General features: G+C 40.5%; 12 protein-coding genes. All 12 read right to left on the reverse strand.

Translation table 11 applies throughout. The annotated features are described in order from the left end of the window. Positions 1-149: 149 nt before the first annotated feature. Positions 150-1190 (reverse strand): ferric ABC transporter ATP-binding protein, encoded by a 1041-nt coding sequence (gene fbpC, locus GWI97_RS03845; RefSeq protein ID WP_161751846.1) that lies wholly within the window; start codon positions 1188-1190, stop codon positions 150-152. A gap of 15 nt (positions 1191-1205) precedes the next feature. Continuing rightward, a complete protein-coding gene (locus GWI97_RS03850) occupies positions 1206-3284 on the reverse strand; it encodes an ABC transporter permease (RefSeq protein ID WP_103005054.1) in 2079 nt (692 codons plus the stop codon). 74 nt (positions 3285-3358) lie between these two features. After that, positions 3359-4390 (reverse strand): ABC transporter substrate-binding protein, encoded by a 1032-nt coding sequence (locus tag GWI97_RS03855; protein ID WP_036932785.1) that lies wholly within the window; start codon positions 4388-4390, stop codon positions 3359-3361. A gap of 2 nt (positions 4391-4392) precedes the next feature. Then, positions 4393-5745 (reverse strand): MFS transporter family glucose-6-phosphate receptor UhpC, encoded by a 1353-nt coding sequence (gene uhpC, locus GWI97_RS03860; RefSeq protein ID WP_082239417.1) that lies wholly within the window; start codon positions 5743-5745, stop codon positions 4393-4395. A gap of 67 nt (positions 5746-5812) precedes the next feature. Continuing rightward, positions 5813-7369, reverse strand: a complete 1557-nt coding sequence (locus GWI97_RS03865) for an MASE1 domain-containing sensor histidine kinase (RefSeq protein WP_036932783.1) — start codon at positions 7367-7369, stop codon at positions 5813-5815. 1 nt (position 7370) lies between these two features. Next, positions 7371-8003, reverse strand: coding sequence for a response regulator transcription factor (locus GWI97_RS03870; RefSeq protein WP_036932771.1), 633 nt, complete (start codon positions 8001-8003; stop codon positions 7371-7373). 229 nt (positions 8004-8232) lie between these two features. Next, positions 8233-8613 carry an aspartate 1-decarboxylase gene (gene panD / locus GWI97_RS03875; protein ID WP_036932765.1) on the reverse strand — a complete coding sequence of 127 codons (381 nt, stop codon included), beginning with the start codon at positions 8611-8613 and terminating at the stop codon, positions 8233-8235. 25 nt (positions 8614-8638) lie between these two features. Next, a complete protein-coding gene (gene panC / locus GWI97_RS03880; RefSeq protein ID WP_036932762.1) occupies positions 8639-9493 on the reverse strand; it encodes a pantoate--beta-alanine ligase in 855 nt (284 codons plus the stop codon). Between the two features lie 43 nt (positions 9494-9536). Continuing rightward, positions 9537-10328, reverse strand: coding sequence for a 3-methyl-2-oxobutanoate hydroxymethyltransferase (panB, locus tag GWI97_RS03885; RefSeq protein WP_036932761.1), 792 nt, complete (start codon positions 10326-10328; stop codon positions 9537-9539). Between the two features lie 363 nt (positions 10329-10691). Beyond that, positions 10692-11186 (reverse strand): 2-amino-4-hydroxy-6-hydroxymethyldihydropteridine diphosphokinase, encoded by a 495-nt coding sequence (gene folK / locus GWI97_RS03890; protein WP_036932759.1) that lies wholly within the window; start codon positions 11184-11186, stop codon positions 10692-10694. Further along, positions 11179-12516 carry a polynucleotide adenylyltransferase PcnB gene (gene pcnB, locus GWI97_RS03895; protein WP_036932758.1) on the reverse strand — a complete coding sequence of 446 codons (1338 nt, stop codon included), beginning with the start codon at positions 12514-12516 and terminating at the stop codon, positions 11179-11181. The genes folK and pcnB overlap by 8 nt, the downstream gene beginning before the upstream one ends. Before the next feature lie 310 nt (positions 12517-12826). Beyond that, positions 12827-13738, reverse strand: coding sequence for a tRNA glutamyl-Q(34) synthetase GluQRS (gluQRS, locus tag GWI97_RS03900; RefSeq protein WP_036932756.1), 912 nt, complete (start codon positions 13736-13738; stop codon positions 12827-12829). Between the last annotated feature and the right edge of the window lie 31 nt (positions 13739-13769).

Below are 13769 nucleotides of genomic sequence, written 5' to 3' on the forward strand. Positions count from 1 at the left end.
GCAAGTAATGATTTTTTAAAAACGATAAAAAATTTATAATTATTTGTAATTTAAGAATAAAAAAACAAAAGAGAGAATGTAAAAAAGAAGGAATAAAAAGGCGCCATAATGGCGCCCTGAAGAGAAATGATAAAATAGGGTAAAGGTGCTTATTCTAAAATAAACATACCATAAGGATGGATTTGGAGATAATAACTGTCGCCTACGTTAGGTTGAAGCTGTGTGGCATTGACTTGTAATAGCAAAGTTTGATTTTGCCATTCGACGGTTACCTCATATTGAGGACCCATATAAGCTACATGCACGATTTTGCATTGCTGACAGGCTTCGCCTTGTTGAGATAAGGTGATCGCTTCAGGCCTAACACCGACTCTGACTTCTGTTTTAGTCGTATTAAACGTGTCTGGCTTTGGTAGGCGATATTGGAAGATATCAACATAATCAGCGCCTAATGTGGCTGGGAATAAGTTTGCATCTCCCATAAAACTGGCCATAAATTCAGACGCAGGTTGGCGATAAAGGGTTTGTGGAGATCCTAATTGCATTATCTTGCCTTTATTCATCACCAATACCATGTCAGAAACCGCAAATGCTTCACTTTGGTCATGGGTCACGTAAAGAGAAGTGATATTAAACTGTTGTTGTAATTCACGAATTTTCTCTCTCATGCTACGACGTAAATTTGCATCAAGGTTACTGAGTGGTTCATCAAAAAGCAGTACTTTAGGTTTTAAAATTAAGGCGCGAGCTAATGCAATACGTTGCTGTTGCCCACCCGATATTTGGTCAACAAAACGGTCTTCAAATCCTGCTAAATCCACCAGCTCTAAAGCTTCTGTTACTCGTTGCTTGATTTCTGCTTTCGGGCGCCCGAGCATTTTTAACCCATAGCCAATATTTTCCCCTAATGACATATGAGGAAAAAGCGCATAAGACTGAAACACCATACAGATATCACGTTGTTGAATTGAGCGATCAGTCACATCTTCACCGTCGATAAAGATTTTACCTTCTGTGGGTTTTTCTAGTCCTGCGACTAAACGTAAAACGGTTGTTTTACCGCAACCAGAAGGCCCTAATAATGAAACCATTTTACCTTGTGGAATAGACAAACTGAGCTCTTCAATAACCGTATTAGAGCCAAAACGCTTAACGACATTTTTCAGTTCAACGAAATGTTGTTGTGTCATGATTTATACTCCGTATTACTGTGCATTTTTGGCTTTAGAGCGTGAAACACGGGCTTCGCCAATCAAATAGTCAAATAAGAAAATAATTGCCAACATCACGACGATTAAAATCGAGCCGTAGGCAATTGCGACGCCGTATTCACCGTCTTCAACACGGTTTAAAATATAAGCAGTTGCAACACGTGTATCAGGTGTAACAAGGAAGACAATGGCACTGACAGTAGTAATTGCACGCACAAAACTATAAATCAGCGCAGACAGAATAGCAGGGCGCAATAACGGTAATAGGACATAGAAAATGGTTCTCATTGAATTTGCTCTCAAGCTTAAAGATGCTTCATCGAGAGATTTATCAATTTGTCCCAATCCCGCAATACCCGCACGTATCCCTACTGGCACATTACGCATTGTCATAGAGATAATCACAATCGCAGCAGTCCCTGTTAAATAGAACGGGGAGTCGTTAAACGCAAGAATATAAGAAACACCCGCAACGGTTCCTGGTACGGCGAAACAAAGCATTGTTGTGAACTCAATACTTTTCTTACCTTTAAAGTCTTGGCGCACAACGATATAGGCGATTAACAATCCAAGAATAGCCGTAATAGGTGCTGCGATGCCGGCATATAACAAGGTATCCAATAACGAAGGCCATGCACCGTCACTCATTCCTTGACCAAATAACTTGATAAAGTTATCAAGGGTTAAGGTGTAATCAACACCCCAGTTAACGGTAAAGCTACCGTAGAAAATACTGCCATATAATAAGATATTAAAGACAACCCAAATACCGAGAACGGTTGTTACAAAGGCAATCAATGACGATGGCAAAGGTTGAACATCACCACGATAAGATTTCCCTGATACGGTGACGTAAGAGCGTTTACCAATCCACATATACTGCACACAGAACACTAATAGTGAGAATACTAAAAGTGAGGCACCTAATGTACTGGCGGATTGATAATCCAGTTGAGAGCCAGTGATATAGAAATAAATCTGTGTGGCAATAACGTCAAAGTTACCTCCTAAAACCAGAGGATTACTAAAATCAGCAAGCGATTGCACAATAACAATTAAAAATGCATTAGCTAACGCTGGCTTAAGTAACGGTAAAAAGACGTTAAAGAAGGTTTGATAACGGTTGGCTCTTAAGGTGTAAGAGGCCTCTTCTAATGACGGGTGAATGGTTTTAATTGCACCATCTAAAATCATAAACGACATTGGTGTAAACGCGAGGACTTGTGCTAACCAAATACCTGTAAATCCATATAACCAGTTGGTATTTTCAAGGCCAGCATAAGTAGCGAGAAACTCTGTCACATAGCCAGAGCGTCCCATCATGAGTGTGACCCCTAAACCCACAACAAAAGGTGGTGTAACAATGGGTAAGATGGAAAATACACGGCCAATAATGGCAGAGCGCACCGCAATACGTGATGTGTAAATAGCTAGAATTAAACCAAAGAAAGTACAACCCATGCCGACCGCGATAGAAAGTGCGATAGAGTTCAGCATCACTTGTACAATATGGGCTTGGCTTAAAATGGCGATAAACTCAAATGGGGCAAAATTGCCTGCACTATCTTTAAACATCGGAATAAAAATAGCGATACTAGGGAAAATAATAAAGGCGCCAATCAAAGCAACAACGGTGATTAATGATCCAATAACGAAGCTATCACCGCCAAGCCATTCCAAGCGTGTTAAGGCGGTTTTCATGATCATTCCCAGTGAAATAAAGAGGATGATCGCAGAGTAACCTAAACCACGTCCTTCAAGTGTTGCGCTAACTATCGTAATAAAAGCACAAAGTAAGGCAAAACTCGCATCAAAATAGTGGCGAGAACGGTTTTCACGCTTAGGTGCGATTAATGGGCGAAAGAGCAGTAAACTCGGTAATACAAACCAGAGCCAACTAATATTGACGCTACTCCAGCCATAAGAGGTGAGCAATTCATCTGCTGTAGAATCTAAAAGACCGTAATCAAGGCTCCATGACGGCAGTAAAGCAAATGCCATCCAAGCAATTAGGATCCATAAAAATATGGGATCCCGCCTCTTTTTTTCAGGTAAAGCGAGTGTGTGAGACATAAATCCCCCGAGAGTAAATGTATTTATTATTATGAGAAAAAGAGAGCGAGAGGTTATCTCGCTCTGTTAATGAGCTATTTACCCATTTTTACTTCGGTTACCCATTTATTAATCAACTCTTTACGCACATCACTATCGCCATATTTATCCATGTCGTAGTTAATGAGTTTTAAGTCTGATAATTTTAGTGCCATTGGTGAAGATTCGGCCGTGGTATTGGTGAGAATTTGGTAAGATTTACCTTCTTTCCAGCTAATTTCTTGTGCTTCTTTTGAGAGTGTCCAGTCTACGAATAATTTTGCATTATCCATATTACGGGCATTTTTAATGATACTGACTCCCCCGATTTCATAACCAGTACCTTCACAAGGTGAAATTAATTCAAGTGGGGCGCCATTTTCAACTTCTAATGAGTAGTCATGTAAGAACCCAATACCAATGGCGGCTTCACCACGGGCGGCATTTCGTGCTGGGGCAATCCCTGACTTGGTGTATTGTGAAATATTCGTATTAATTTTTTTCAGATAATCAAAGGCTTGCTCAGTACCCCATAACTGGTCAAAGGTTGCCAATGCGGTGTAAGCGGTTCCTGAGCTTTGAGGATCGGCAATTTGAATTTCACCTTTATATTCAGGTTTAATTAAATCTTTCCAACAAGTTGGAATAGCGATGCCTTTTTCTTTTAAGCGATCTTTATTGACACCAAAACCTAAGATGCCGACATAAACCGCAGAAGAGTAGTTACCTTTACGTTTCGCGGGATCACGAAACTGTGGCATGATTTGATCAAGGTTAGGAGAGACATAAGGCTCTAACAGATCCATTTCACCCGCTTGTGAATGAGGATCCATCGTTCCGCCATACCAAACATCAGCTTGTGGGTTACGTTTTTCAGCTTCAATTTTAGCTAAAGTACTCCCTGAACCATTACGAACAAAGGTCGTTTTAACATCATATTTTTCGGCAAAGGCTTTTGTTTCGGCTTCACACATCGCATTTGTCGCACTACAGTAAACCACTAAGCGACCTGCAGCATTTGTAGATAAGCTAACAGCAGAAAGTGCCAGACCAGTAGCAACGAGTGTAGAGAGGGTTTTCAATTTCATGTTCAGAACCTTTTAAATGTGTCGTCATCGGAAAATGAAAGAGGGCCTACTAAATGCTCTTGTTTGCTGACATCAGCAATCAATAACGGCATTAGCAGAAGTCCCATTAAGGCCGCAGCACTGGTTAATAATGCGAACATCCCAGTCCAACCATAATGCGCCATGACCTGACTTAATGGCCAACCTGCCATTGCTGCCCCTAAGTAGGCATACAATCCCAAGTAGCCAGTTACCGTGCCTGCTGCGTTTTTATGGCAATATTCTGTTGCAGCAAGCCCGATTAACATCTGTGGTCCGAACACGAAAAAACCGATACTAAAAAAGCAGGCTGCGAGCAGAGCATAATGATGAATTGGAATTAACCAAAGTGCTGCTACTGCGGTAAAGAGTCCGAGTGAAAACAGCAATATCATGGGTGCTCGTTGGCCTCGGAATAATAAATCCGAGCCCCAACCTGAACATAACGCCCCTAATAAACCACCCACTTCAAATAACGAGAGAATGGCATTAGCACTCAATAAGTTGGCGCCATGTGTTTCTGATAACCAGATATTTCCCCAATCGTTTATCGCCATACGTATGAGATAAACCAAAATATAAGAAAATCCTAGCAACCAAATCATTCGGTTAAATAAAATGCTCTCTTTCAAAATAGTCAGCATCGGTTTGGGGGGAGAGGCTTGCTCTTGACGTAATTCAAAAACATCGCGTCGCCACACACCGACAGTAGGCAATCCTTCTTCTACTGGTGTACCTTTTAACTGAACACAGAGCCATAACCCAATAATAATGCCGATAATACCAGGTACAAGCAGTGCCACTTGCCAACTATAATGCGTCGCTAACCACGCTGTTAAAATGGGAAGACTCATCCCGCCAAGGTTGATTGAGATATTCCATAATCCCCACCAGAAACCGCGTTCATTGCGAGAATACCAGTGTGTTAACAACCTTGCACAAGGGGGCCAACCAAAACCTTGAAAGAAACCATTTAATGCCCAGACCAAAAGTAGTGCAGGAAACGAAAGACAATAGGCAAAAATAATATTCATAATGCCTGTCATCACTAAACCCACACCCATAAACCAGCGGTATCCCCATTTGTCATGGAAAACACCAGAAACAAATTTAGATAAACCGTAAGTCAGATAAAACAAGCTGGCGAGCCAACCGATATCCCCTTTATCTAAATTCAATTCAATTTGCATAACAGGCATAACAAAGTTGACGCTTTTACGTGTGAGGTAGAAAGTGGCATAACCAATAATCATCGACAGCATTAAGTTTCTGCGCCAAAAGTTATAGGTCTTATTTATTGATGCCGAATTTTTACCTGACATAACATCCTCTTTGATGTTGCAAATGTAAAAAAAATGTCGCGAAAAAGAATGAGATAAGGTTGTAGATGACTAAGACTTATTCTTAGTTTTCACTGTTTTCTTTTGAATTTGTGGGTAAGTTAACAATTATTTTCGTGCCGTGATGATTGATCACTTCCCATTCTCCGCCTAAAGCGCGAATGCGCTCTTCAATGCCACGCAATCCAAAACCGCTACTTTGTTGTGTTGATAATGATGTGGGGAGCATACCAATACCATTATCACTAATGATCAGTCTTAGGCGGTTTTTGTTTTGGGTTAACGAAACTTCAATATAGGTTGCGTTGGCATGTTTACTAATATTATTTAATAACTCTTGTACCAAACGGTAGAGGGTAAAAATTATGGTTTCGTTTTCAGGCTCTTTATCTAATGAATAATTAAAATTACAGGTGATGCCATTATCATTGAAGGCAAATTCATTGATTAAATGGTGAAGGGCTTTTTCAAGAGACATTTCTTCTAAAACAGGTGGGCGCAATTGTCGGAGTAGTTGACGTGTAGATTGATGAATTTGTAATGCTAGACGTTCTATTTGTTCACCAGTTTGTCGCGTTTTATCGTTATTGGCTGTTTTCTTCATTAGCATTGATTGAATTTGGATTGCGGTGATATTTTGTCCAATCTCATCATGTAATTCACGGGCAATCGCTTTTTTCACATCTTCTTCTGTATGAACCAGTTGCTCCATTAATTCACGTCTGGCTTGAAGTTCTTGCTCTAAACGTAATCGATAATGGCGTAAATTATGGGCTAATTGCTGTTGGCGGCTGATTGCTATCCCTAAACCAATGCCAATAATGGCTTGTGTAGTTAAGAACATTTCTAATTCACGTAAGTCATTAAATGCACCGTTTACTTGTCGAGCAAAGGTAATCATTAAGCTTCCGAGTAATGCCGATAATACGCCACCTTGCCAGCCATAACGGTAGGCCATAAAGACGTTAGGAATAAAAACGAGAATAACTAATAAGCGCTCTATTTCAGGTGTTAAAAAAAACTGAGCGCTTAATCCGATAAGGCAAAATAGAAATCCCCACATCAGTAAGGAGGTTCTTAGTGGTGGATCTGGGGTGCCATCAGCAATTAACGTTCGACTTTGTAATTCACGAAGATACTCATAAAGTAAAAAAACAAAGGGCGCGAGCAAGATCCCTCCGGTGACGGAGGTTAGAAAAATTCCGCTGGTGGTATTAATAAAAAAGCCAAGCATAAAGGCTTGTAATAGGCTATTAAAGCCCACAGCACCAATTAGTAGGGTTAAGCGTTGCCAATAAAGCGGATACCGCCACCAAATGCGTTGAACTTCTAAGGCGATAATTAGGCTCAATAATGGGGAAAGATAAATAATAGCATGTGTAATTAACTGCTCTTGTGTTAGCCAGTAATAAAGTCCCCATTCAGCAAACAACATCGGGAGCCAAAAGCGTCGCCAAAGCAAAATAATTAAAGCTAATCGCAAGCCTTGAGGTAAGAAAAGGGCGGCTTGTTGCCCATTCTTACTTAAATAGAAACCAATTACCCAAAGTGATAGCCAAAGTAAAGAGTAGGTAAGTAATAAAAAGAGGGATTGAAGAAGAAAACGCAGTCCTCTTTTCATGTTACAGCGATCCTGTGATCAACTGATTTTTTAAGGCGAAATGGACTAAATCGATGGTTGTCTCACAACTTAATTTGCCAAGGACATTGGCACGATGAACGTGCACCGTTTTATGGCTAAGGTTAAGTTGTATTGCAATTGTTTTGACATTAACGCCTTGCACTAAAAGATTAAAAATTTCTTTTTCACGGGGGGTTAATGTGTGTAATGCATCTTCTTTTTCAGGAGTATGCCGTAATGCTTTCATGGCGTCAGCGCAGAGATAACAACCACCTTGATGTACAGCTCGTACAGCTTGAACTAACTCTTCGGGGCCACAACGTTTTGTTAAATATCCATGAGCACCTGAGTCTAGCGCACTTTGAACGAAGGCTGGGGTATCGTAAATACTTAAAATAATTGTACGAAAGTCAGGGCGTTTTTGTTTTAAACGGCTTTGCAGTTGCAAACCACTTTCACCTGGCATTGAGAGATCCATGACGGCAACATCAATATCATCATGGGCTAAATAAGGCCAAGCTTCTTGCCCATTAGAATATTCACCGACTATATGAATATCAGGTTCCAGCATTAGCAATTGTGCAAATCCAGAGCGCACAACAATGTGATCATCTACTAAAGCAACTTTTATCATAATTTTTTATTAGTCAGAGAGTAGTCAGACAATACTTATCTGATTTATAACAAGCTACAGAAAGATAAGCGAGGAAAAAGGGAGAAGAAACTCGGTTTTGAATCTTATGTCTCGTTTTTATCGAGGTGAATCGTGACAAGCAAATAATAATAGATTATTTATTATTCTTGTTATGATCTCCCATAAGCAGGGAACCTCTGCTTATGGGATGTGAGTAATACTTTATTGATTAAGCAACTTGAACAGGCACGGCTTTTGCAATACGTTTCATTTCATTATTGTCTTCAAAATAAGCAATATTGGGTTTATGGCTACGCGCATCACTATCAGGTATTTGCACATAAGAGCAAATAATTAAGCGATCGCCAACGGCGGCTTTACGCGCAGCTGCGCCATTAACTGAAATAATTCGTGAGCCTCTTTCCGCGCAAATGGCGTAAGTTGAAAAACGTTCACCATTATCTACGTTATAAATATCAATCGCTTCATTTTCAAGAATACCCGCGGCATCCATAAAATCCTGATCAATCGCGCAAGAGCCTTCATAATGAAGATCGGCTTGTGTCACTTTTACGCGATGAAGTTTACCTTGTAACATAGTGCGTAGCATTGTTGTGTTTCCTATATTCTAATAATTAATACACCAGATTAACCTGCTGGTTATCAATAAGGCGAGTATTACCCAGCCATACAGCCATTAAAATAACCGCGTGGCGACTTTCTTCTGTTAATGGTGTGAGTGTATCTGCATCGCAAATAAAACACTCATCTGCACGGAAACCTTGTTGTTCTAAGGTGCTTTTGGCATTTTGAAGTAGCTGATTAACATCATGATTGCCAGACTTTAATTGTTCAGCGATTTCTTGCATTGCTTGATAAAGTGCAGGGGCTTGCTGTTTTTCACTATCAGATAATAGGCGATTACGTGAACTTAATGCTAAACCCTTTTTGTCACGGACGATAGCAACAGGAACGATGCTGATATCCATACATAAATCACTGACCATCTTCTTGATAATTTGTAGTTGTTGGAAATCTTTTTCACCAAATATCGCCACATCGGGTTGTACAAGATGAAAGAGCTTACTAACAACCGTTGTTACTCCACGAAAATGCCCTGGACGGCTTGCACCTTCCAGAACAGTAGAAAGTACTGGTACATCAACGGTTGTTTGGTTTTCCATGCCATGTGGATACATCTCTTTTGCTGAAGGAGCGAAGATAATATCGACATTTTTATCACGGAGTAATTCGCAATCTTCTTGTAAAGTGCGGGGATAATTGGCTAAATCCGCTTCTCTATCAAATTGAAGTGGGTTAACAAAAATAGACGTGATCACTACATCTGCGTGAATACGTGCTTCTTCTATTAATTTTAAGTGACCTTCATGAAGATTACCCATTGTTGGAACCAATGCAATGCGTTTACCTTCTTGCTTTAATCGCTTGATTTCTCTGCGTAAGATAAGCGTGGTTTCAATAATTAGCACGGCGTGACTCCTTTAAATGATGTTTATAAATTGAGATGATAAATCAGTTAAACGAATGTTGTTCTTGGGGAAACAGGCCTTGCTCTACTTGCTGAACATAAAGGCTGACAGCACCTTTTAATGAGCCCGCTTCTTGTAAAAAATCTTTTGAGAATTTAGGTGCTTGAGGTGTTAAACCTAATAAATCATGCATAACAAGAATTTGTCCATCAGTGACATTTCCTGCACCAATGCCAATAACTGGCATCGTCAGTGCGTCTGTGATCATTTTTGCCAGAGTCACGGGAACACATTCTAATACGGCTAGTTGTGCGCCTGCTTTTTCAAGGGCGATAGCATCTTGCTTCAATTGTTCTGCTTCATTGCTCTCTCTTCCCTGAACCTTATAGCCACCAAATACGTTAACAGATTGAGGTGTTAGACCTAAATGAATACACACAGGAACTGCACGTTCTGCCAGCATTTTGACAGTAGGAATTAACCAATTTCCCCCTTCAATTTTCACCATATTTGCCCCTGCTTGCATCAAAATACCGGCATTAAGACAAGCGTGTTCTGGGGTTGAATAGGACATAAATGGCATATCAGCAATTAAAAAAGCGTTCGGCGCTCCAGCTCTAACACAACGGGTGTGGTAGGCGATTTGTTCAACTGTAACCGGTAATGTACTGCTATGGCCTTGTAACGTCATTCCCAACGAATCACCAATTAGCATGGCTTGAATACCTTCTTGTGCAAAAAGGCGAGCAAAGCTTGCATCATAAGCGGTGATCGTAGCGAATTTTTTCTTTTCTTGCTTATAGCGATTTAGCGTTGAAAGCGTTGTGGGTTTCATTATAACAAACTCCATCATTGTTGGTTTTTTGTGTGCAGAGAAAATAAATTGCTTTACATAATCATTTGTTTATTAAGGGAATTATTAAATCATCAATATAAAGCCGCTTTCGATTGTAGCACTTAAGGGCTAAAAACGAAGAAAAAGTAATTAAATGAGTAATAAAAAAGAGTAATTAATAAGTATTGTTTATGTATATCAATAAGTTAGCGATGGAAATAAAGATAGAACTACTCAAAAATTGAGGAAATATAAAAGCGGGGATGGCTTGCTGTGAATGCATGGACTATAAGGCAGAGGCTGATACTGTGCTTATTTTTGACAGTATCAACCTTTTAGCTTTAGTGATGTATTTGTTTTGATTCACCACTTTTCCATGCCGTTTTCAGGCACTAACGCTAATCTATCTGCTAATAATTCACCATCAGGAAAGCGAAGATCAGGTGCTAATTCGGCTAATGGATAGAGCATAAATTCACGGACTTTTAATCCGTAATGAGGCACCGTTAAACGCTCTGTTTGAATAATCTCATCACCAAATAACATGATATCGAGATCGAGTGTTCTCGGACCCCAGCGGTTGCCTTTTTTTCTGACACGACCTTGTGCTAATTCAATCGCTTGGGTGTTATCAAGTAAGGCTTCCGGTGTTAATGTCGTATCAACGGCAACAGCAACATTAAGAAAATCTGGCTGGTCTTGTGGTCCCATTGGGCGAGTACGATACCAGGAAGATTGAGCAATCAGTGTAGTTTGTGGGATTTCACTGATTGCTTTAATTGCTGAATTCACCTGATTTTCGGGTGAATTCAAATTGCTCCCTAAAATGATATAAACACGTTTTGTCTGTTTACTCATTGTTGTTCTCTTGTCTTGATGCCGGTTTTGCACTTGGATGACGAGGACGCTTGCGTGGGCGAGGGCGTTTACGAACGGGCGCTTGACCTAATTCTGAGACCATTGATCGCTGTTGCGTATTGTTAGAGACTTGGAAATCAGCCCACCAGCTGGCTAACGCTTCAAGTTCTGGATTACGTTGTACATTGGCGCGTAATTCTAGCAAATCAAATGCTGCACGGAATTTAGGGTGCTCAAGCAATTTATTTGCACGGCGACCTTGGCGTTTAGGTAGACGTTGTTGTAATTGCCAAATATCACGCATCATGGTTGTAATGCGCTTTGGAATTGCAATCGTACGGCATTGTTCATCTAAAATATCATTCATCGCCATGGCGAAAGAATCATAGTAGGAAAGACCACTTTCTTGGACTAATTTCTCAGCATGCTCGATTAATGGATACCACAGCATGGCCGCAAATAAGAATGCTGGATTGACACGCATATTTTTATTGATGCGATAGTCTGTGTTTTTGAGAACTTGATCCAGCATTCTCTCCATCGGCGTATCATGTTGCTCTGTCATTCTAGATGCTACCAGAGGGAATAGTGGCTCAAGCAGTTGGTGACGACACATGAGCTTGTAAGTTTTATAGCCTTGCCCTGTTTGCAATAATTTCAGCGACTCTTCAAAGAGGCGAGCGGATGGAATATTACGTAATAATGGTGCAAGCCTGCTAATTGGCTCTGCGGTTTCAGGGGCAATTTGCATATCAAGCTTACTGGCAAAGCGAATGGCTCTTAACATCCTAACAGGATCTTCGCGATAACGCGTTTCCGGATCGCCAATCAAACGAATAATACCCGCTTTAAGATCCGCTAAACCACCAACGTAATCACGCACAGCAAAGTCATCAACACCGTAATAGAGGCTGTTCAATGTAAAGTCACGACGAATAGCATCTTCTTCGATGGAGCCAAAAATATTGTCACGCAGTAACATACCGCTTTGTGCTTGTTGTGATTGATTGTTATCGGAAATTTCATGATCTTCATGAGAGCCACGGAAAGTAGCCACTTCAATCACTTCAGGGCCAAACATGATATGTGCAAGACGGAAACGACGACCGACTAAACGACTGTTGCGGAATAATCGACGTACATCTTCAGGGGTTGCATTTGTGGCAATATCAAAATCTTTTGGTTTTTTTCCCAGTAATAAGTCACGGACACCACCACCGACTAAATAAGCCTGAAAGCCAGAGTTATTTAGGCGATAAAGTACTTTTAATGCATTGTCACTGATGTCTTTACGTGAAATTGGGTGTTGATCTCTTGGGATCACGGTCATTGGCAAATCACTCCCGTTCGCCTTTTCTTTATTACTCTTTTTCTTACGGGGACGGTCTGCAGATATAGCAGGACGCCGACGCACAGGTTTCTGTGTTTCTTGAATTGGTCGGTCAGGTGCAGTTGTGACTGGCCTTTCACTTGCTACCGATGGTGTGTCTGATGACGTTGTTTGTCGCCCTAGCAGATTACGGCAGAAATGTGCTACTCGATTAAAAATATGACACCTCGAATAATAAATTCTAATAATTAAAAAAATTAAGCGGCTAATCATAGCCTACTGAACATTTTTTGAGAATGCTTTGTGTCGTTTATTCGTACCCTTGTTGTTGATGATTGTGTTTTAAAATCACAGAAGGTGACCATTGTGCAATCGCAATCTCTAATAATGATGCTAACGAATAATCTTGCCAGCCAGCGATAATAGGTTGATTAAGAAACTGTAAAGCATCAATAATGACGGGTCTTGGATCAGAATCCGGCAATGCATGTGCGTGATTTTGCTTCGATAATTTATTACCGTCATGATTTATTGCTAAAGGCAAATGTGCATAACGCGGAATAGGTAACTTCAGTTGTTTATGTAAACTGATTTGTCGCAATGTAGGAGCGAGCAGATCAGCGCCTCTCACCACTTCGGTCACTCCTTGATAATAATCATCAATTACCGTCACTAGATTATACGCAAATAAGTTATTTTTTCTGTGAATTATCATATCTTCGAGTACGATAGATGTACTTTTAGAATAATACGTACCTTGAATAAGGTCTTCAAAATGATAAATAGGATGCTGTTGGATCAGCCTCCATGCACTGTTTTTATCAAAAGGTGTATCGCGATTCGTTAATGGGGTGTGGTGACGACATTGGTTATCATATACGCCCCCTAAGTCATGTAAACGATGACGACTACAATGGCAGTGGTAGCAAACACCTTCTTCCCAAAGAGTGAGTAATATTTCACGATAAACATCATGGCGTTGAGATTGGTAAAGGATTTCGCCATCCCAGAACAAACCATAATGTTCTAATGTGTGAATAATTTGGGGGACGATGTTGGGAGGTTCTCTAAGAGGATCGATATCATCAATGCGTAGAAGCCAACGCCCGTGGTGTGCGCGAGCTTGAAGAAAACTGCCAAGTGCGGTAACCAATGAGCCAAAATGAAGTTGACCCGTTGGCGATGGCGCAAAGCGCCCAATATAGTCTGTAATCTCGTGCATCGAAAGATTCAGATAAACGCCTCAACGTATT

It is taken from the genome of Proteus sp. G2300 (assembly GCF_009915965.1).
GTDB classification, from domain to species: domain Bacteria; phylum Pseudomonadota; class Gammaproteobacteria; order Enterobacterales; family Enterobacteriaceae; genus Proteus; species Proteus vulgaris.